The 19187-nt window shown below is 64.3% G+C and carries 17 protein-coding genes, 1 other RNA gene and 1 pseudogene; 11 read left to right on the top strand and 8 right to left on the bottom strand.

Going from position 1 to position 19187, the window contains the following annotated elements; all coding sequences use genetic code 11:
* The first annotated feature begins 368 nt into the window (after window positions 1-368).
* The 5 genes from A3AS_RS0116610 (at window position 369) to A3AS_RS0116595 (ending at window position 3028) form a co-directional block, all read left to right on the top strand.
* Window positions 369-689 carry a DUF4164 domain-containing protein gene (locus tag A3AS_RS0116610; RefSeq protein WP_018318703.1) on the top strand — a complete coding sequence of 107 codons (321 nt, stop codon included), beginning with the start codon at window positions 369-371 and terminating at the stop codon, window positions 687-689.
* The gene (locus tag A3AS_RS0116605; protein WP_018318702.1) at window positions 686-1069 is read left to right on the top strand and encodes a cell division protein ZapA; all 384 of its coding nucleotides are present in this window, start codon (window positions 686-688) and stop codon (window positions 1067-1069) included. Before A3AS_RS0116610 ends, A3AS_RS0116605 begins: the two co-directional genes overlap by 4 nt.
* 209 nt (window positions 1070-1278) lie before the next feature.
* Window positions 1279-1439: non-coding RNA, 6S RNA (ssrS, locus tag A3AS_RS44625), on the top strand.
* Between the two features lie 190 nt (window positions 1440-1629).
* On the top strand, window positions 1630-2226 hold the full coding sequence (locus A3AS_RS0116600; RefSeq protein ID WP_018318701.1) for a 5-formyltetrahydrofolate cyclo-ligase: 597 nt from the start codon (window positions 1630-1632) through the stop codon (window positions 2224-2226).
* Window positions 2204-3028: a TIGR00282 family metallophosphoesterase gene (locus tag A3AS_RS0116595; RefSeq protein ID WP_018318700.1), complete on the top strand. Its 825-nt coding sequence runs from the start codon at window positions 2204-2206 to the stop codon at window positions 3026-3028. The genes A3AS_RS0116600 and A3AS_RS0116595 overlap by 23 nt, the downstream gene beginning before the upstream one ends.
* A 209-nt stretch (window positions 3029-3237) precedes the next feature.
* On the opposite strand, the gene A3AS_RS0116590 is transcribed toward A3AS_RS0116595, so the two are convergent.
* The 5 genes from A3AS_RS0116590 to A3AS_RS0116570 form a co-directional block, all read right to left on the bottom strand.
* Window positions 3238-4581, bottom strand: a complete 1344-nt coding sequence (locus A3AS_RS0116590) for a cytochrome c (protein WP_018318699.1) — start codon at window positions 4579-4581, stop codon at window positions 3238-3240.
* Entirely contained in the window at window positions 4578-6746 is a 2169-nt protein-coding gene (locus tag A3AS_RS0116585; protein ID WP_018318698.1) for a xanthine dehydrogenase family protein molybdopterin-binding subunit, read from the bottom strand. The genes A3AS_RS0116590 and A3AS_RS0116585 overlap by 4 nt, the downstream gene beginning before the upstream one ends.
* 8 nt (window positions 6747-6754) lie before the next feature.
* On the bottom strand, window positions 6755-7219 hold the full coding sequence (locus A3AS_RS0116580; RefSeq protein ID WP_018318697.1) for a (2Fe-2S)-binding protein: 465 nt from the start codon (window positions 7217-7219) through the stop codon (window positions 6755-6757).
* Window positions 7220-7959: 740 nt separating this feature from the next.
* Window positions 7960-9384 (bottom strand): methyl-accepting chemotaxis protein, encoded by a 1425-nt coding sequence (locus tag A3AS_RS0116575; RefSeq protein ID WP_018318696.1) that lies wholly within the window; start codon window positions 9382-9384, stop codon window positions 7960-7962.
* 178 nt (window positions 9385-9562) lie between these two features.
* Window positions 9563-11308, bottom strand: coding sequence for a methyl-accepting chemotaxis protein (locus A3AS_RS0116570; RefSeq protein WP_018318695.1), 1746 nt, complete (start codon window positions 11306-11308; stop codon window positions 9563-9565).
* A 210-nt stretch (window positions 11309-11518) separates the two neighbouring features.
* On the opposite strand from A3AS_RS0116570, the gene A3AS_RS0116565 reads away from it, so the two are divergent.
* The 6 genes and pseudogenes from A3AS_RS0116565 to A3AS_RS49030 form a co-directional block, all read left to right on the top strand.
* Window positions 11519-12265 carry a YebC/PmpR family DNA-binding transcriptional regulator gene (locus tag A3AS_RS0116565; protein WP_018318694.1) on the top strand — a complete coding sequence of 249 codons (747 nt, stop codon included), beginning with the start codon at window positions 11519-11521 and terminating at the stop codon, window positions 12263-12265.
* A gap of 230 nt (window positions 12266-12495) precedes the next feature.
* Window positions 12496-13023, top strand: a complete 528-nt coding sequence (gene ruvC, locus A3AS_RS0116560) for a crossover junction endodeoxyribonuclease RuvC (RefSeq protein ID WP_018318693.1) — start codon at window positions 12496-12498, stop codon at window positions 13021-13023.
* The gene (gene ruvA / locus A3AS_RS0116555; RefSeq protein ID WP_018318692.1) at window positions 13020-13637 is read left to right on the top strand and encodes a Holliday junction branch migration protein RuvA; all 618 of its coding nucleotides are present in this window, start codon (window positions 13020-13022) and stop codon (window positions 13635-13637) included. Before ruvC ends, ruvA begins: the two co-directional genes overlap by 4 nt.
* 151 nt (window positions 13638-13788) lie before the next feature.
* On the top strand, window positions 13789-14823 hold the full coding sequence (gene ruvB, locus A3AS_RS0116550) for a Holliday junction branch migration DNA helicase RuvB (RefSeq protein ID WP_177237050.1): 1035 nt from the start codon (window positions 13789-13791) through the stop codon (window positions 14821-14823).
* A gap of 129 nt (window positions 14824-14952) precedes the next feature.
* Complete coding sequence (locus A3AS_RS0116545; RefSeq protein WP_018318690.1) at window positions 14953-15873, top strand: metallophosphoesterase; 921 nt, start codon at window positions 14953-14955, stop codon at window positions 15871-15873.
* 41 nt (window positions 15874-15914) lie between these two features.
* A pseudogene (locus A3AS_RS49030) lies at window positions 15915-16031 on the top strand (acyl-CoA thioester hydrolase); the annotation flags it as partial.
* On the opposite strand, the gene A3AS_RS0116540 reads toward A3AS_RS49030, so the two are convergent.
* The 3 genes from A3AS_RS0116540 to A3AS_RS0116535 all read right to left on the bottom strand — a co-directional run.
* Window positions 16004-17707: a recombinase family protein gene (locus A3AS_RS0116540; protein WP_018318689.1), complete on the bottom strand. Its 1704-nt coding sequence runs from the start codon at window positions 17705-17707 to the stop codon at window positions 16004-16006. The pseudogene A3AS_RS49030 and the gene A3AS_RS0116540 sit on opposite strands and share 28 nt — an antisense overlap.
* The gene (locus A3AS_RS48785; RefSeq protein WP_130216364.1) at window positions 17704-17892 is read right to left on the bottom strand and encodes a hypothetical protein; all 189 of its coding nucleotides are present in this window, start codon (window positions 17890-17892) and stop codon (window positions 17704-17706) included. The genes A3AS_RS0116540 and A3AS_RS48785 overlap by 4 nt, the downstream gene beginning before the upstream one ends.
* 575 nt (window positions 17893-18467) lie before the next feature.
* Window positions 18468-19187 (bottom strand): TCP-1/cpn60 chaperonin family protein (locus tag A3AS_RS0116535; protein WP_018318688.1); only part of this gene is annotated, 720 nt, incomplete at its 5' end.

Raw genomic sequence — 19187 nt, 5'->3', positions numbered from 1 at the left:
GCGGTGTACGCCCGCGCGGGAGGAGCCTGGCGGCCACTGAAGGTCGGGGCTGGGATAGCACCTCGGTTCCGGGAGTCCAAGGCAGTCAAACGCCGATTCGGCCGTAAAAGTTGCCTGTGCACGCTTCGAAAGGGGAGGCTCCGTTTCGGAGGTGATCGCATTTCGGAGGTGATCGCACCGGCAGGAACCCATGGATCGGGATGATCGCTCCCGATCTAGCAGTGCATAGTTTCGCGGCGGCGTTGCGCTTGGCTAGCTTGCCACGTAAATTTCTGCTTCTAACCGCTTGCCGAACCGAGTCTTTTGCCGGACGGCACGCCCCAGGAAAAGGCCACTGGGCAAGGGCCACAGGTTCCGCCGCTGACTACATGAACGATCGCGTGTCCAACAGTGCCGCCATGACGGAGTCCTCCGCGGTCGAGATCGAGATCGCGACCCGCAGGCTGATGGCGGCGCTCGACGCGCTCGAAAGCGCAGTCGAGCGGCGGCGCGATGCTGATCGCGACGAGAACGAGCTTGCGGCACGAATCCAGGCACTGGGCGCGGATCGCTCGCGGCTCGCCGACGAGCTCGACGGCGCGCTGGTGAAGGCGCGCAAGCTCGAGCGCACCAATCGCGAGATTTCCGACCGGCTGGATTCCGCGATCGTCACGATACGCTCGGTGCTCGATACCGGAGAGGACGGATGAGCCACATCAACGTCACCATCAATGGCCGGCAATACCGCATGGCCTGCGAGGAGGGCCAGGAGGTGCGGCTGCTCAAGCTCGCGGAAAGCCTGGAGACGCGGATCCAGTCGCTGCGCGGAAAATTCGGCGAGATCGGCGATGCGCGCCTCACCGTGATGGCGGCGCTGACCGTCTGCGACGAGCTGGTCGATGCCGGCAACCGTGTCCGCACCATGGAGCAGGAGCTGACCGAGCTCAGGGACTTCCGCAACGCCGCCGTCGAGCGCGCCCGGATGACGCAGACCGCCGTGGTGAATGCCCTGAACGCTGCGGCCGAACGCATCGAGAAGTCGACCCAGGTCCTGAACCGGACCGTCGGCAACGGGATTGCGATCGGGTAGTCACACGACCGGTGCGCTCCCTCCCCCGCGAGCGGGGGAGGGTTGGGGAGAGGGTATCTCCGCAACGGGACAATCCCCCAGAGGAGAAAGCCCTCACCCCAACCCTCTCCCGCAGGCGGGAGAGGGAGTTCACCGGTGAGCTTGGCAAGCAAGCGGGCACCCCCTTCGTCGGGCTGGCGATTCGTCAGTATCGTTGTTACATTGCGCGGGCGAGGCTGCGACGCGCGTCAGGAGCCATATATCCCCGGGGCCTTATCGATCCTTTAGGGAACTGTCCCTGGCCGGGCCCGTGGGCCCGGACATATGGTGCCCACCTACTTTCGTAGGGAACTCCGGGATCGAGTGCTTCAACGGCGTACGCGGCTTCGCACTTTTGTTTGCTTGGTTTGTGCTTGTTGAAACGACTGCGGCCCAGTTCAACAGGTGTCATGCCCTTCCCAGTGCGCAATTGTGCATGGGGACCGGGACATCCAGTACGCCGCGGCCTTTGTGTGAATCACCACCGCCTCTGAATACTGGATCACCCGCATTCGCGGTGATGACGTGGGGGACCAAAGCGCATGCCCAATTCGAAAGCCGAACTCCGTGCCAAGGCCCTGGCGGCACGCGACGCGCTCAGCGAGAAGAAGCGCAGCGCCGCCGCCGCAAAGCTCGCCAAACGCGGACTGCCATTCCAGCTTCTGCCCGGCAGCATCGTCTCCGGCTATTCGCCGATCCGCAGCGAGATCGATCCGATGCCGCTGCTGAAGAAGCTCGCCGAAGAGGGCGCAAAGCTGGCGCTGCCTTGCGTCACCGCGCGCGGCCAGTCGCTGATCTTCCGCATCTTCCACCCGAACGATCGCCTGATGCTCGGTCCGCTCGGCATTCCCGAGCCGTCGCCAGCCGCAAGCGAAGTCATTCCGGATATCATGCTGACGCCGCTGGCGGCGTTCGACCGTCTCGGCCATCGCATCGGCTATGGCGCGGGGCATTACGACTTCACATTCGCGCATTTGCGCAAGGCCAAGAATATCGTCGGCATCGGGCTCGCTTTTGCAGCGCAGGAGATCAAGGCGGTTCCGGCACTATCCCACGACGTCGCGCTGGATTATGTGCTAACGGAATCGGACGTGTTCGATTTCCGGAGTTCTGAAGTTGCGCATTCTCTTCGTGGGTGACGTCGTCGGCCGTGCAGGACGCACGGCCATCGCCGACTATCTGCCCGGCATGGTCAAGGACTGGTCGCTCGATTTCGTCGTCGTCAACGGCGAGAATTCCGCCGGCGGCTTCGGCATCACGGAAGCGATCTATCAGGAGTTTCTCGATGCCGGTGCCGACGCGGTCACGCTCGGCAACCATTCCTGGGACCAGCGTGAAGCGCTTGTGTTCATCGAGCGTGCCGAGCGCCTGGTGCGTCCGGCGAACTATCCGCGCGGCACGCCGGGCCGCGGCGCCGCCCTGGTCGAGACCAAGAACGGCAAGCATGCGCTCGTCGTCAACGCTTTGGGCCGCGTCTTCATGACCCCGTTCGATGATCCCTTCGCAGCGCTGGAGCGCGAGTTAGGGGCCTGTCCGCTCGGCGTTGCCGCCGATGCCGTCGTCGTCGACTTCCATTGCGAGGCGAGCAGCGAGAAGCAGGGCATCGGCTTCTTCTGCGACGGCCGCGCCAGCCTCGTCGTCGGCACGCACACCCATGTGCCGACTGCCGACCATCAGATCTTGTCGGGCGGCACCGCCTACATGACCGATGCCGGCATGACCGGCGACTACGATTCCATCATCGGCATGCAGAAGGAAGAGCCGCTGCGCAGGTTCACCTCGGGGATTCCGTCGGGGAGATTCGAGCCGGCCGCGGGCGCTGCAACGCTGAGCGGTGTCGCGGTGGAGACGGATGATGCAACGGGCCTCGCGCTCAAGATCGCACCGGTGCGCGTCGGCGGAAGGCTGGAGCCGACGACGCCGAAGTTCTGGTTGAGTTAGCAGAGCCGCGTCAACCTCGGTGTCGTCCCCGCGAACGCGGGGACCCATAATCCCAGGGAGTAATATGGGGCAAAGCTCCCACTCCGAGCCATCGTCAAACTACTCCCTGTGGGTATGGGTCCCGGATCTGTGCTTCGCTTGTCCGGGACGACGGCGGAGATTGACGCGCGCGATTGCGCATCAATCTCGCCGCAAGTAACCCCGGCTGCCTACTCCGCCGTCTGCCCCCGCAGCTCCGCGACATCCTTTGCCGTCAGCTTCGAGCCCTTCGTCCCGAACCGCGCCGTGACATAGTTCGCCACCGCCGCGATCTCGTCGTCCGTATACGCGTTGCCGAACGCCGGCATCGAAAGTGCGCCATCCGGCGTGTGCCGCTTCGTACCTGACAGCACGATCTGCGCGACGTTGGTGGCAGCGGGATCGTTGACGGCCCAGGTGCCGGTGAGCGTCGCCATCGGCGACACCGGGCTCTCGCCGCTCCAGCCGTGACAGCTGGCGCAGGCGCTGGCGAACACCTTCTTGCCGCGTGCGTCCGCCGTGACGCCGTCCTTGTGCGAGGCGGGCGCGACCGGCGCCGTGGTCGCGGGCAGGTCAGGCGAGGGCTGCGGCGGCACGCTGCGCAGATAAGCAACGATGGAGCGGATGTCCTCTGGCGCGAACTGGCTAAAACTGTGATCGACCGCTTCACCCATCGGCCCCGAGGCCGAGCCGTGGCCCGGCGCATGGCCGAGCGACAGATAGGAGATCAGATCCTGGTCGCCCCAATTGCCGAGTCCTGTCGTCTTGTCGGAGGAGATGTTGAAGGCGCGCCAGCCCGCCGTGATCGCGCCGGCGAACTTCCTGCGGTTATCCAGCGCAAAACCGAGATTGCGCGGGGTGTGGCATTCGCCGCAATGCGCCAGCGCTTCGACAAGATACGCGCCCCTGTTCCATTCCGGGCTCTTCGAAATATCGGGGGCAAAGCGTGTGTCCGGATTGAACACGGCCGACCAGGCAATCATCGCCCAACGCTGGTTGAACGGGAACGACAGCGTATTGTCCGGCGCCTTCGCGCGCACCGGCGGCAGGCTGAACAGATAGGCCTTCACCGCCAGCACGTCCTCATCCGTCATGAACGTGTAGGACGTGTACGGCATCGCCGGATAGAGCCGCGCGCCGTCGCGACGCTTGCCGTGCTGGACCGCGTTCAGAAAATCCTGGTCGCTGTAATTGCCGATGCCGGTGTCCTTGTCCGGCGTGATGTTGGTGGAATAGAGCGTGCCGAATGGCAGCTTGAACGCGAGCCCGCCGGAATAGTCCTTCTCGCCCGGCTTGGTGTGGCAGACCATGCAGTCGGCCGCCTTGGCGAGATATTCGCCGCGCTCGACCAGGCTTGCCTTCTCCAGCCTGGCGGGCACGCCGGTCGGCTTGCCTGCGCGGTAATCCGCCAGCGCCACTTTCGTGCCGCCGGCGAAGTCGAGCGGGCCGGGCCCGCGAATGATCCAGACGCCGAGCCCTGCTGCGACGATGGCGATTGCAGCGACGCTTGTGAGGATACGCATCTTGCCGCTCATGCCTTCTTCCCCGCAGCCAGCAGTTTCCGGTCAATGGGCAGGCGCCGCAGCGCCACGCCGGTTGCGGCAAGAATCGCGTTGCGCAGCGCCGGCGGTCCGGCGTTGACGCCGGCCTCGCCGATGCCGCCGGGCGCCTCGCCGCTCTTGACGACGATCACGTCGATCTTCGGCGTCTCGTTGATGCGCATCATGCGGTAGTCATGGAAGTTCGATTGCTGCACGCGGCCCTTGTCGATGGTGATCTCGCCATAGAGCGCGGCGGTGAGGCCGAAGATCAGCCCGCCCTCGATCTGCGCCTTCACCGTGTCGGGGTTGACTGCAATGCCGGTGTCGACCACCGAGGTGATGCGGCGGAGCACGATCTCGCCGATATCGTCGATCTCGGCCTCCACCACGGTCGCGATGAAGCTCGCGAATGACGGCTGCACGCAGACGCCGCGACCGACGCGCGGAGGCAGCGGCTCGCCCCAGCCGGATTTCTCCGCGACCTGGGTGAGCACCGCGAGCATGCGCGGGTTCTTGGTCAGCATGGACTTTCGGAACTCGATCGGGTCCTTGCCCGCCTTGCGCGCGAGCTCGTCCATCGCGCATTCGACCGCGAACACGTTGTTGTTGGGGCCGACGCCGCGCCAGAAGCCTGTCGGCACCGACAGCGGTTCGGCGCGGACATATTCGACGTGGAAATTGGCGAAGTCGTAGGGCGCGTCGACCGCGGCATCGATCGCGTCGATGTCGATGCCCTTCTGGAACGCCGGCGGCAGCCAGCGCGCCAGAACCGCGGAGCCGGCGACCTTGTACTTCCACCCCGCGACCTTGCCGTCGACCAGCGACGCCGTGATCTGGTCGCGATAGACCGGACGATAGACATCGTGCTGGATGTCCTCCTCGCGGGTCCACACCACCTTCACGGGGTAGTCGACCTGTTTTGCGATCTTCACCGCCGCGATCACCATGTCGGGCTCGAGCTTGCGGCCGAAACCGCCGCCGAGCAGATGATTGTTGACGATCACCTTGTCGACCGGAAGCCCGGCGGCCTTCGCCGCCTCCGACTGCACGCGTGTCATGATCTGCGTGCCGGTCCAGATCTCGCAGGAGCCGGGCTTCACGTGCACCGTGGCGTTGATCGGCTCCATCGATGCATGCGCCAGGAACGGCAGCTCGTAAGCCGCCTCGAACTTGTCGCCGCTCGCCAGCGCCCTGGCGATGTCGCCGTCGGATTTGGCGACCGCGCCGTCCTTCTGGCTGGCCTTGCGCAGATCGTCCCAGACATCCTTCGTGGTGATCGCAGCGTTGGGTCCCTCGTTCCACTCGATCTTGAGCGCTTCGAGGCCCTTCTTGGCCGCCCACATGTGATCGCCGATCACGGCGACCATGTCGTCGAGCACCACGACCTTGCGCACGCCGGGGAGCTTCACCGCGGCGCTGTCGTCGACCTTGCCGACCTTGCCGCCGAACACCGGGCAGGCGGCGACGGTCGCGAACTTCATGCCGGGCAGGATCGCGTCGATGCCGTAGACGGCCTTGCCGTTGACCTTGTCCGGCGTGTCGAGCCGCTTCAGCGGCTGGCCGATGATGACGAAGTCCTTGGGGTCCTTCAGCGCGACATCCTTCGGCGGGGTCTGTCCCTGGGCAGCGAGCGCCAGCGCGCCGTAAGCGAGCTTGCGACCGCTCGCTTCATGCGCGATCTCACCTTTCGATGCCGTGCAGCTCGCGGGCTCGACGCCCCATTGGGCGGCCGCCGCCTGCACCAGCATCGCGCGGGCGGTGGCACCGGCCTTGCGCAGCGGCAGCCACCAGGCACGGATCGAGTTGGAGTTGCCGGTGACCTGCAGGCCGAAGGTTGGATTGCCGTAGAGCTTGTCGTTCGGCGGAGCATGCTGCACCTCGACCCTGCTCCAGTCGGCATCAAGCTCCTCGGCGAGCACGGCGGAGATCGAGGTGTAGGTGCCCTGGCCCATCTCGACCTGCGGCATCATCAGCACGGTGCGGCCGGTCTCGTCGATGCGGATGAAGGCATTGGGCGCGAACTTGCCCTCGGTCGCATCGCGCGGCTGCACCGGTTCGTTGACGGCGGCGCGCAGCGGCAGATGGAAGGCGAGCAGGAAACCGGTGGCGAGACCGCCGGTCAGCAGCGCGCGGCGGGAGACGCTGTCATGTGCATTCATGGCGAACCTCAGGACTGTCGGCCGTTGGCGGCCTGCTTGACGGCCTCGCGGATGCGGACATAGGTGCCGCAGCGGCAGATGTTGCCGGCCATCGCGGCGTCGATGTCGGAATCGTCAGGGTTGGGCGTAGCGGCCAGCAATGCGGCGGCCGACATGATCTGGCCGGACTGGCAATAGCCGCACTGGATCACTTCGAGATCGAGCCAGGCCTTCTGCACCTTCGCGCCCGCAGGCGTGCTGCCGACATGTTCAATCGTGGTGACGGCGCGGTTCTCGACCGCGCTGACCGGCAGGACGCAGGAGCGCACCGCCTTGCCGTCGACATGCACCGTGCAGGCGCCGCATTGCGCGATGCCGCAGCCGAACTTGGTGCCGGTCATTCCGAGGATGTCGCGCAGCACCCACAGCAGCGGCATTTCAGGCGGCGCATCGAACGATTTCGTTTCGCCGTTGATGGTGAGAACAGTTGCCATATGCATCCCCTTGCTCGCTCGATCGCTTGCGGCGATCTAGTCAGCGAATTCGCGCGCGACAATAATCATACCGATACGAAACGATGAAGCGTCGCAATCACCGGCAATGCATATTTGCGCTGCAGACGCGTCAGCCCATGACGTTCACGAATTTGTGCGGCGCTCGCTGCGAGCATTTTGGGCTAATTGATATGATAATCGTCATGTTTTGACGCATTTTCGGTGCGCGCGTCGTCGATCACCGCAGATTGTCGTGCGGATGCGCAAAATCATGCGATGACGAAAGTCGTGCGATTGGGAAAGTCGGGTGATTGGGAGAGCCGTGCGGCGGCGCGCACGGGATCAATCGCAGCGGCTGGCGGCCGGAGAGTTGCGCGATGACGACATTATTCTCCTGTTTTGCCGGACGGAGCGTCGGCGTCATCAGGCGTGTGGAGCAGAATGACTGTTTGTTGAATCGGTCGAGCCGCGGGCTCGCTTAACCTCTCCCGCTTGCGGGAGAGGTCGGCGCGAAGCGCCGGGTGAGGGCTTTCTCCACATTGGGAGTGTTCGTTGTGGAGACACCCCCACCCCAGCCCTCCCCCGCAAGCGGGAGAGGGAGCGCACCTTTTCCATGGCAACCAGCCAGCTCAATTTCAGCCGACTGTAAGCCATTGATTTCGCACGCCCCGGCTACTGTGCATGGGGTTGTTTTCGAGTTTTTTGTTTTGGGGAGCCCCGGAACGCCGTCGCGACGCGCGTCAGCTCTGCCGGAAACCCATCCGGAAGGCGCCCCAGTGCTTGCCGCGGATCACGATCGGCGAGGACAGGTCCTTCATCAGCACGAACTGTCCGCCGCCCATGTCGCGGCGGTAGGTCTGGAGCAGGAACGGCTTGGTGTTCGCCGCGACCTTCTTCACCGCGCGATCGGTGAAGAGGCGGCGGTTGCGGCAATTGGCGTTGTTCCAGACCGGGTCCTTACCCTGCGGCAGGCGGTAGTTGGGGTTGTGGGTCGGCAGATAGCCGCCCTTGGCCCAGGCGACGCAGAACACGATGCGGGGATCGGATTTCTGGATCGGATCCTGGATCGCGGGCAGCACGCGGTCGGTGAAGTCGACGTAATTGGTGAGGTACTGCTTTGGATCGGTGCCGGGAATTTCGCGATACGTCTCGTCCATGAGCTGGTCGAGCGTGATGTCGCCGCGATCGATCGCGGCCTCGAACTCGGTCGAGATCCGCTTCGCGGTCTCGACGACGACCCGGATCAGCGGTGCGTCGGATGTCTCCACGCCGCTGTCGGCGATCAGCGCGATCAGGCCTTCGGAGGTGTCGAGCAGCTTGGTCACGCGCTGGTCGGCGCTCTTGAGATCGCGCGAGGAGAGGTCGACGCCCTTGGCGAGTTCGTTCAGCTCGCTGATGACGGTGTCGCAATGTCCGAGATTGGAGGTCGCCGCGCGCGTGACGCTGCCGATCTCCGCCTCCACGGAGGCGAAGCCCTGCTGGACCCGCGAGATGATGCCGGAGATCTGCTGGGCGCCTTCGCCTGCGGTCTTCGCGCGCTGCGAAGCGTCGCTGCTCTCGCCGATCAGGCCTTCGATCTGGCCGTCGAGATCGCGCACGGTGTCGGAGATCTGGTGCGTGGCCTGGCGGGTGGCTTCCGCGAGGTTCTTCACCTCGCTTGCAACCACCGCGAAGCCGCGGCCGGCGTTGCCGGCGCGGGCGGCTTCGATGGTTGCGTTCAGCGCCAGCAGATTGGTCTGCTTCGCGATCGCCTCGATCGAGCCGGAGACTTTTGCGACCTGCGCCAGCGCCGAGCCGACGGCGCTGAGGCGCGCCTCGATGCGCTCCACCGCTGCGACGAGCTCGGAGATGTGGCTGACCGCGGTGTCGACGGCGCTGCGCGACTGCGCGATCTCACCGACCGCCGCGGACGTGGTGGTTTGCACGGCCTGCGAGGCGTTGGCGATATCGTGGTTGGCCGAGACCATCGTCTCGGCGGTCTTCTGAAGATGGTGGAACCGTTCCGACTGGTTGGCGACGCGGCTTGCGACTTCCTGGACGTTGCCGGCGATATCGGCGAGTTCCACGCCGAGGCCGCCGATGCGATCGGCAAGCTGATCAATCAGCCGCTCGGCCAGCGTGCGATTGGAGACGGTGTCCATGACTGCAAGTTGTACGACGGACATATTCGATGAGTCCTCCAGTCAGGGCCGCAACCCGGCTCACGGCGGCATTCCCATTCCAATTCAGTTTAAAAGGATGATTCGCGGCCGGCGTCTTGCCTGAGCGTGCACTCAGGCGCAATTCGCGCCCTGTTTCTCGATTCCGCTCGAAAAACTGCGGGACATTTTTTCGGGCCAGGCTCTAGAGCTTGTAAGCCGTGCGGAATCCACCCCAGTGCCGGCCCTGCACGCGGATCGGAACGTCGATCTCGCGCATCATCACCGTATTCCCGTTGCCCATGTCGCGCGCATAGCTCTGCACCAGGTACGAGCGCAGGTTGCGTGCGGCCGCCAACCCCGCCGGATCGTTGAATATCCTGCGGTTGCGACTATTGGCTGTGTTCCAGGCGACGTCGCCCGGTCGCTGCGGGTGCGAATAGATCTTGTTGTGCACCGGCAGGAAGCCGTTGCGGTCGACCATGGCGCAGAACGCCATGCGCTGGTCCTTGGCCAGAAAGACCTCCTGGAACGGCGGCAGCGCGCGGTCGGCCCAGTCGAGATATTTCGTGCGGTATTGCTGCGGATTGGTTCCGGCGATTTCGGCGTAGTCGGTGTCGAACAGGTCGTCGATCCCAACTTCGCCGCGGGCAAGGGCCTGCTCGAAGATCTTGGTCAGCGCGTTGCCCGCTTCCATGGCGCGGGTGACGAACTCCGTGTTCTCTTCGTGGATCGCCCAGAGCCTGTCCTCGATCTTTTCGCTGAGCTCGGCATTGGGACCGACGAATTGCGCGCGGGCCCCGGCCTTGGATTGCTCGATCACGCGCAGGCGGCAGGCGCCGACGGCTTCGAGGGTGCCTTCGATCATCGCTTGCGGTGCAAGCCGGCCCGCATCCGCGCCACCGATCAGCACGCCGTCCATCGAGATTTCATAGACCGGCATCACGCCGCGCGCGGTTTCGAGCTTCAGATGGCAGGGCAGCCGTTCGGTCTTGCGGCGGTCGTCGTGCTCGCTCTGGCGGAGCAGCACGGCGCAGCGCGATTTCAGCTTCTGTGCGAAGGTGGTGACGGCTTTGCCGGCACTGGCGACGTTCTCGCCATGGCTCTCGGCCGCCTTGGTCGCGGCATCGATCTCGGCTGCGCTCTCGCCGACCGAGACGATGAACTCCGAGGCGCTGGCGGCGTTGCCGGAGACTTCGCTGGTCGTGGCGTTCTGTTCGGCGACCGCGCCGTTGACGGTCTCGAAGACCGGGCGGATCGCCTCGATCGCCTGCGAAATGCGGTGCACGGCGTCCGCGGAGCCGGCGGCGTCGCGCTGCAGCGCGTCGATCTTCTTCGTAATCTCTTCCGTCGCCCCTTGCGTCTGCACCGCGAGGGCCTTGACCTCGGTTGCGACGACCGCAAAGCCTTTTCCCGCAGCGCCCGCGCGTGCGGCCTCGATCGTCGAGTTGAGCGCGAGCAGCGTCGTCTGCCGCGCGATCTGTGCGATCAGATTGACGACATTGCCGATGGCGGCGGAGGATTCGCGCAAGCGATCGACATTGGCGCGGGCTTCCTGCGCCGCGGCGCTGGCCTCGTCGGCGAGCTTGCCGGCCTCGCGAACCTGCGCCCCGATCCCCAGCGCGGACTGGGTGAACTTGTCGGCGGCATGGGCGAAGGTGGATGCGGTCGATTGCGCGGCATTGGTCCGGCCGGTCAGGGCGTCGGTGCGGTCGCGGATGGCGGCAAGCGTCGATGCGGTCGCTTCGGCGCCGCCCGCCACCGAATTGGCGGCGCGCTCGAGCTGGCGGATCATCGCGCCAAGCTCGAGTTCCAGCAATTCCAGGATCTCCCGGGCCGAATCACCTTCGGCCGGGGCGGGCTCGGACTGGGCCACCGGCGGCGCGGCCTCTGCGGCTGCCACGGGCGCGGCCATATCCGGCAGACGCTTCCGAAATAGTCCGAATGCCATCAGGTCTCTCTTGTCGGGGGACGCTCGGAGGTTATTTTCGCAGGCTGGAATGAAGTCAGGGTTAACGATGCCTCACCTCTGGGCAGGGGCCCGTACGGTGTTACCTTAAAGTATCCGAGACCCTTTCATTCCGGTGGGTTGGCGGCCTATAAGGCCGCGTTTCCCACCCTCATTGGCGTACGATTCCAAGAGATCCCCGAGAGACCACGCATGGCCGGACATTCCCAATTCAAGAACATCATGCACCGCAAGGGGCGGCAGGATGCCCAGAAGTCGAAGCTGTTCGGCAAGCTGGCGCGGGAAATCACCGTCGCGGCCAAGCTGGGCACGCCCGACCCCAACATGAACCCCCGCCTGCGCGCCGCCGTGATCGCCGCGCGGCAGGAGAACATGCCGAAGGACAATATCGAGCGCGCCATCAAGAAGGCACTCGGCAGCGACGGCGAGAACTATGACGAGATCCGCTATGAGGGTTATGGCCCCGGCGGCGTTGCCGTCATCGTCGAGGCGCTGACCGACAACCGTAACCGCGCCGCCTCCGACATCCGCTCCTTTTTCACCAAATCGGGCGGCAATCTCGGCGAAACCGGTTCGGTGTCCTTCATGTTCGATCGCACCGGAATCATCGAATACGACCGCAGCGTCGCTTCCGACGACGCCGTGCTCGATGCCGCGATCGAGGCCGGCGCCGACGACGTCGTCTCCGGCGAAGCCGGTCACGAGATCTACGCCTCGACCGAAGGCTATCGCGACGTCGCCAAGGCGCTGGAAGCCAAGTTCGGCGAGCCGCGCAAGGCCGCGCTGATTTGGAAGCCGCAAAACACGGTCGCGGTCGACGACGAGACCGGCGAGAAGCTGCTCAAGTTGATGGACCTGCTCAACGAGCACGACGACGTCCAGCACGTCTACGCCAATTTCGAGGTGTCGGACGCGCTGGTGGCGAAGATGGGCGGGTGATCACCAGCTCCGCATTCCGCTGTCGTCGTCCGGCTTGACCGGGCGACTCAGTATTCCAGAGACAGCAATGGGAATACGGAGAAGCCGCGGCGTACTGGATACCCCGCCTTCGCGGGGTATGACGCCGGAGTCTGTGGTGGCCGGTGCGGCTCACTAACGCCCCCACTTCCCCTGTTACTTCCGTTCTGTTTCTGTTTCCCCCACGGCAGCCAGCCGCTATCACTGGCCCCATGACTGCGCTCCCGATTCGTGGCCCCGTTCGCATCATCGGCATCGACCCTGGCCTCCGCCGCACCGGCTGGGGCGTGATCGAGGCTGAGGGCAATCGCCTGATCTACGTCGCCTGCGGTTCGGTGGAACCGCCGGACGATTTGCCGCTGGCGCGCCGGCTGCTCGCGATCCATGAAGGGCTCGCGGCCGTCCTGTCCGACCACAAGCCGATGGAAGCCGCGGTCGAGCAGACCTTCGTCAATAAGGACGGCGTTGCGACACTGAAGCTCGGCCAGGCCCGCGGCGTCGCCATGCTGGCGCCCGCAATGTTCGGCATCTCGGTCGCCGAATACGCGCCGAACCAGGTCAAGAAAACCGTGGTCGGCGCTGGCCATGCCGACAAGCAACAGATCGCGATGATGCTGAAGATATTGCTGCCCAAGGCCGAGCCGCCGTCCGCCGACGCCGCCGACGCGCTCGCCATCGCCATCACCCACGCCCACCACCGCCAGAGCACCGCGCTCAGGCTGAAGGTGGCGGGGCTATGATCGGCAAGCTCAAGGGCCTGATCGATTCCTACGGCGAGGATTTCGTGATTCTTGACGTCGGCGGCGTCGGCTATCAGGTGCATTGCTCGACGCGCACGTTGCAGCATCTGCCCAAGCCGGGCGAAGCTGCGGTGCTGTCGATCGAGACCTATGTCCGCGAGGACCAGATCAAACTGTTCGGCTTCCGCACCGACCAGGAGCGTGAATGGTTTCGCCTGCTCCAGACCGTGCAGGGCGTCGGCGCCAAGGTCGCGCTCGCCGTGCTCGGCACGCTGGCGCCGGCCGATCTCGCCAATGCTATTGCGCTGCGCGACAAGGCCGCGGTGGCGCGCACGCCCGGCGTTGGTCCCAAGGTCGCCGAACGCATCGTCACCGAGTTGAAGGACAAGGCGCCGGCCTTCGCCAATGTCGATCCGGCAGTGGTGCATCTTGCCGGCGCTGTCGACGACCAGCGGGCGCCGCGGCCCGTCGCCGACGCGATCTCCGCGCTGGTTAATCTCGGCTACGGCCAGCCGCAGGCAGCCGCCGCGATTGCGTTGGCCTCGCGCAGTGCGGGTGAAGGCGCCGAGACGGCGCAGCTCATTCGCCTCGGCCTGAAGGAATTAGCGAAGTGAGCGCGGCAATGGTCAGTCTCGTAGGGTGGGCAAAGCGCAGCGTGCCCACCACTCTTAGGGCGATCGGAGAGATATGGTGGGCACGGCACGACGAGCGCCTTTGCCCACTCTACGGGGAGTTCGCCAGGTGAGCGATCCCAAGGCCAACCGCATGGTCTCGCCCGAGCGCCGCAGCGACGATGTCGGCGACACCGCGCTGCGTCCGCAATCGCTGTCCGATTTCGTCGGCCAGCAGCAGGCGCGCAAGAATCTCTCGATCTTCATCGAGGCGGCGCGCAAGCGCGGCGAGGCGCTGGATCACGTGCTGTTCGTCGGCCCGCCCGGCCTCGGCAAGACCACGCTGGCGCAGATCGTGGCCAAGGAGCTGGGCGTCGGCTTTCGCGCGACGTCAGGGCCGGTGATCGCCAAGGCCGGTGATCTTGCAGCCCTCCTCACCAATCTCGAAGAGCGCGACGTGCTCTTCATCGACGAGATCCATCGTCTGAGCCCGGCGGTGGAAGAGGTGCTCTATCCCGCGATGGAGGACTTTCAGCTCGACCTCATCATCGGCGAGGGCCCGGCGGCGCGCTCGGTGAAGATCGAGCTGTCGAAATTCACCCTCGTCGGCGCCACCACGCGCGCCGGCCTGCTCACCAATCCGTTGCGCGATCGTTTCGGCATTCCGGTGCGGCTCAATTTCTACACGATCGAGGAGCTCGAAAGCATCGTCAGCCGCGGCGCGCGCGTGCTCAATGTCGGCATGAGCGCGGATGGCGCCAACGAAATCGCCCGCCGCGCCCGCGGCACGCCGCGTATCGCCGGCCGCCTGCTCCGCCGCGTGCGCGATTTCGCCTCGGCGGCCGATGCCGACAAGATCGACCGCAAGATCGCCGACCACGCCCTGAGCGCGCTCGAGGTCGATGCCGCGGGCCTCGACGCGATGGACCGTCGCTACCTCACGACCATCGCGATGAACTATGGCGGCGGCCCGGTTGGCGTCGAGACCATGGCCGCCGCGTTGTCCGAGCCGCGCGATGCGATCGAGGACATCATCGAGCCCTATCTGATCCAGTGCGGCTATCTCCAGCGCACCCCGCGCGGCCGTCTGCTCACCTCGCACGCCTTCCGTCATCTCGGCATCGCCGAGCCCTCGCGCGATGCGGCGGCACAATTCGGCCTGTTCGGCACGGACGAGAGCGACGACTGAGCTGCGCCAATGCAGTGCGCTCCTTCTATCATGAATTTCTGGTAATCTCGTGCAGACGGTCTGCACGAACGCACCCCAATTCCGCTCCAATCAGACCGCATCAACAAGGCGCATCTCGATCGGGCTTCCATGATCACGCGCCGTCATTTCATCCGTTCCATCGGCGGTCTGTCCGCCCTCGGCATCTCGACCGCCGCGTACGGCGTCGGCGTCGAGCCGGTGCTGCGGCTTCGCGTCACCCGCTATCATCCGAAGCCGCGGCAATGGCCGGCGGATTTTCCGTTGAAGATCGCGGCCATCGCCGACATCCACGCCTGCGATCCCTGGATGTCGCTGGAGCGGATCGAGGGCATCGTCGACCGCACCAATGCGCTGAAGCCTGATATCATCGTGCTGCTCGGCGACTATGTCGCCGGCCTTCACCACGTCACGCGCCTCATCCCGTCGCGCGAATGGGCGAGGGTGCTGGCCGGACTCAAGGCACCGCTCGGCGTCCATGCCGTCATGGGCAATCACGATTATTGGGACGACTTGACCGTGCAGCAGGCGGGGCACGGACCGACCATCGCGCATCGGGCGCTGGAGGCGGCCGGCATCCCCGTCTACGAGAACGACGTCGTGCGTCTTTCCAAAGACGGCCGCCCGTTCTGGCTTGCCGGGCTCGGCGATCAGCTGGCCTATTATCCTTCGAAGCGCTTCGGCCGCGCGCACCGGCTTGGCGTCGATGATCTTGCGGGCACGCTGGCGAAGGTCACCGACGATGCGCCGGTCATCCTGCTCGCGCACGAGCCCAACATCGCGCCGCTCGTACCCGGGCGCGTCGCGCTGCAACTGTCCGGCCATACCCATGGCGGCCAGGTTCGTCTGCTCGGCTGGTCACCGGCGGTTTCGCCCAAGAACGGCCTGCGCCTCGCTTATGGCCACTTCCGCCTGAAATGCGACCTCATTGTCTCCGGCGGCCTCGGTTGCAGCATCATGCCGGTCCGTGTCGGTGTGCCGCCCGAGATCGTCGAGGTGACGCTGGGAAGGACAGGGCTCGCTGTGTCCTAGCTACGCTTGCGCGTCCGGCCGTTTTTGCGCAAAACGGACCTATAGCGACAAGCGAAGAGGCTCGCGACGTGACAGCTCATCTCGACGGCGAGATCCGCGACGGCCGCCACCACATGCAGGTCCGCGTCTATTACGAGGACACGGATTTCTCTGACTTGCCATTATCGTAGTAGGCAAACGAACTGCTTTCTTCCGCCGTGCGGCGGCCTTCTGGGAAAAGCTTCTTGCCGTAAAGGGCAACGCTGTTGAGGTAGGGCGTATATTCGTAGGGCATTCGCTTGCGAACCGGATGCACCACGATGCAGTCAATCAAGTTGCGGAAGGCGACACGAGTTTCGATCGCCTTAGGATTGGTTTTGAGCGCTGTGACAAGCCTTCTAACCTCCAAACGGTATCGGTCACCGAATTTCGGGTGGTCGAAGGGGATGACATTTTCGCCGCCGCCGCCCAGCAGCCGCATGCGCTCTTCTACGCTTTCCCGTTCCAAGTCACACTCATCGATCCGCTTGAGCAACTCATCCGGCTTCCGACGGCTATTTGCGATGGCATATGACAGACGTTCGATCTCCGTAGTCAACACGCGGCGCCGACGATCTAGCTTGGCGTATTCGCTGCTCTTGTTCCGATCGTTTTTGCGCTCCTCCTTCCAAGCATGCATTGCCTCTTCAATGGCTCTTGGCGAAAGCAATTTCACTTCGATCTTGGCGGAGGCATCTTCGAGCAAAACGTCCATGTCAAAGCTGCGGGTATGCTCGCAGGTGCCCCGCTGATGCGCGTTCGCGCATGCAGCGCGAGGTGCGCCGTTACGGGAGGATTGAGCGATTCGCATATGGCCATTGCAGACCCCGCACCGGAGCACCCCGGCAAGCGGGTGCTCGTTATTACGCGGGATCACGATGCGACGCCGCGGCTTGCCTGTCGGCCCGAACATGTGCACGGCGCGCACGCTACGAACCTTCTGCGCTCGATCCCAGAGCACTTGCGGAACGATCCGCAGCTCGGGCTTTTTGACTATGATGTGCCGTTCCTCCGGATTGCGGCGCTTCTGCTTCTTCTGCGTTTCCGGGTTGATAATCGTCGAGCGAACGTTCCAATGTATCTCGCCGATGTATAGATCGTTACCGATAATGCCGCGACCATGCCGACCGCCCGTGATGCACTGATGATTCCAGGTGGTGCGTCCCGCCTTGTTCTTGTGACGAATTGCCCCTGGTGAGGGCACGCCTTCGCGGGTGAGATCAGCGGCGATACTTCGAGTCGAGCGGCCAGCCGCATATTCGGTGAAGATGCGGAGCACAACCTTCGCTTCGTCCTCATCGATCGTCCGCTCGCCGGGCGCGCCTGGTTTCGGCCGATACCCATAGGCGTATGAGCCAGGAATTCTTCCGTTAGTAACAGCGTTGTCATGGCCGCGCCGAACCTTCTCGGCGAGCTGCGGCTTGTAAATCGTATTGTAGAGACTTGCGATGCTGATGTCCGTGGCTGTCGCATAGACGCCTTTCTGATCCATTAACTCAACGCCATTGAACTCGAAAACCTGCTTGAGACGCTGGATAGTTGCGGGATCGCGCGACAAGCGGTCAAAGTGCTCTACGACGACCACGTCAAAGTCATGTTTTCGCACACCGTTGAGCAAGCGCTGATAGCCGTCCCGTGCACCTTCGGTAAGGCCAGATTTTGCGGCATCCACAAACGCCCCGATAATATCGAGGTTGTTGCGCAATGCGACCTTCCGGCAGAGCAATAGCTGACCGTCAATCGAGGTCGCCTTTTGCATGTCGCTGGAATAGCGGGCGTATAGTACGGCCGTTTTCTTGGATGACCTTGTCGTCATGCCGGTCCTCTATCGGCTGCTGCCGAGCCGTCATTTTCATCCCGTGCGATCTGGCGTCCGATGGCGCGCGCCAGCTCAAACCAGATTTCCTCATTGTCGGGATTATCCCAGCTCTGAGGATGGGAGGGGTCAAGCGCTCGAATGATCGCCCGTTGTTCTCGGAGCGATCGGATGCGGGTACGCATTTGCAAACTCGCCAGCAGAAGCTACCGTAAATTTCCGCGCTGCGCCACAGCCAAGCCGCAGTGATTGCTCGCAGCGCTTCCCTCATCCTGACTTCCGCGGCATCGAATGAAAATGAAATTCTTCAAGTGTCGCAGCGCGCGTGAGGGCATTCCTGGCGATCAGGCGCGTAGTCTGGAGCAGATTTGCTAAGCAAAGCGGAGTAAAAATACTTGCGGGTGACGGTGGCGTAAGTCTGTTGTTCGGTGCCGTGCCGAGCGGAGCCGTTCTCAGGCCACGCGGCCTCTCGTAGTGGCTGCTGCGGAACGTCGGCTCGCCCACCAATGAAATCTGGCTGCTGGTGGTGAATTGTAGACCTTAAGACCGAAGCACTGCGCGGGGGCCCGTCCGGCATCTGACGCCAATGGATCCATTCGATAATTGGCAACTAGATAGGGCTATTCAACGATCCGGGGGTGCCGGGGCCGCGCGTAATGCGAGCCCAGAATAACGTGGTAGAAAGATTGCAAGAGCAAACAAAAACCCCGGCATTGCTGCCGGGGCTCTCGCGTTTGGTGGTCCGCGTGATGCGGCTGGATCAGAAGTCCATGCCACCCATGCCGCCCATGCCGCCGCCAGGAGGCATCGCAGGGCCGCCGGCGTTCTTCTTCGGCAGCTCGGCAACCATCGCTTCCGTTGTGATCAGCAGCGCCGCCACCGAGGAGGCGTTCTGGACTGCGGTGCGGACGACCTTGGTCGGGTCGATGATGCCCTTGGAGACCAGGTTGCTGTATTCGGCTGTCTGCGCATCGAAGCCGTAAGAGTACTGATCCTTCTCCAAGACTTTGCCGACCACGACCGAGCCGTCTTCACCGGCGTTGAGCGCGATCTGACGGGCCGGCCAGGACAACGCCTTGCGTACGATCTCGACGCCGGTCTTCTGGTCGTCGTTCTTGGTGCGCAGGCCCTTGAGCTGCTCGGAGGCACGGAGCAGGGCGACGCCGCCGCCCGGGACGATGCCTTCCTCGACAGCCGCGCGGGTCGCGTGCATCGCGTCATCAACGCGATCCTTGCGCTCCCTCACCTCGACCTCGGTCGCGCCGCCGACGCGGATCACCGCGACGCCGCCCGCGAGCTTGGCGAGACGCTCCTGGAGCTTCTCACGGTCGTAGTCCGAGGTGGTCTCCTCGATCTGCGCCTTGATCTGGGCCACGCGCGCCTCGATGTCGGCCTTCTTGCCGGCGCCGTTGACGATCGTGGTGTTCTCCTTGTCGATCATCACCTTCTTGGCGCGACCGAGCATGTTGAGCGTGACGTT

This window comes from Bradyrhizobium sp. WSM2793, assembly GCF_000379585.1.
In the GTDB taxonomy this organism is placed as follows: Bacteria; Pseudomonadota; Alphaproteobacteria; order Rhizobiales; family Xanthobacteraceae; genus Bradyrhizobium.
This window is presented reverse-complemented; position numbering and strand designations above follow the sequence as displayed.

Coding starts and splice junctions, on each gene's coding strand:
- A3AS_RS0116610 (WP_018318703.1), top strand. CDS start 369: ATGAACGATCGCGTGTCCAACAGTGCCGCCATGACGGAGTCCTCCGCG.
- A3AS_RS0116605 (WP_018318702.1), top strand. CDS start 686: ATGAGCCACATCAACGTCACCATCAATGGCCGGCAATACCGCATGGCC.
- A3AS_RS0116600 (WP_018318701.1), top strand. CDS start 1,630: ATGCCCAATTCGAAAGCCGAACTCCGTGCCAAGGCCCTGGCGGCACGC.
- A3AS_RS0116590 (WP_018318699.1), bottom strand. CDS start 4,581: ATGAGCGGCAAGATGCGTATCCTCACAAGCGTCGCTGCAATCGCCATC.
- A3AS_RS0116585 (WP_018318698.1), bottom strand. CDS start 6,746: ATGAATGCACATGACAGCGTCTCCCGCCGCGCGCTGCTGACCGGCGGT.
- A3AS_RS0116580 (WP_018318697.1), bottom strand. CDS start 7,219: ATGGCAACTGTTCTCACCATCAACGGCGAAACGAAATCGTTCGATGCG.
- A3AS_RS0116575 (WP_018318696.1), bottom strand. CDS start 9,384: ATGTCCGTCGTACAACTTGCAGTCATGGACACCGTCTCCAATCGCACG.
- A3AS_RS0116570 (WP_018318695.1), bottom strand. CDS start 11,308: ATGGCATTCGGACTATTTCGGAAGCGTCTGCCGGATATGGCCGCGCCC.
- A3AS_RS0116565 (WP_018318694.1), top strand. CDS start 11,519: ATGGCCGGACATTCCCAATTCAAGAACATCATGCACCGCAAGGGGCGG.
- ruvC (WP_018318693.1), top strand. CDS start 12,496: ATGACTGCGCTCCCGATTCGTGGCCCCGTTCGCATCATCGGCATCGAC.
- ruvA (WP_018318692.1), top strand. CDS start 13,020: ATGATCGGCAAGCTCAAGGGCCTGATCGATTCCTACGGCGAGGATTTC.
- ruvB (WP_177237050.1), top strand. CDS start 13,789: ATGGTCTCGCCCGAGCGCCGCAGCGACGATGTCGGCGACACCGCGCTG.
- A3AS_RS0116545 (WP_018318690.1), top strand. CDS start 14,953: ATGATCACGCGCCGTCATTTCATCCGTTCCATCGGCGGTCTGTCCGCC.
- A3AS_RS0116540 (WP_018318689.1), bottom strand. CDS start 17,707: ATGACGACAAGGTCATCCAAGAAAACGGCCGTACTATACGCCCGCTAT.
- A3AS_RS48785 (WP_130216364.1), bottom strand. CDS start 17,892: ATGCGTACCCGCATCCGATCGCTCCGAGAACAACGGGCGATCATTCGA.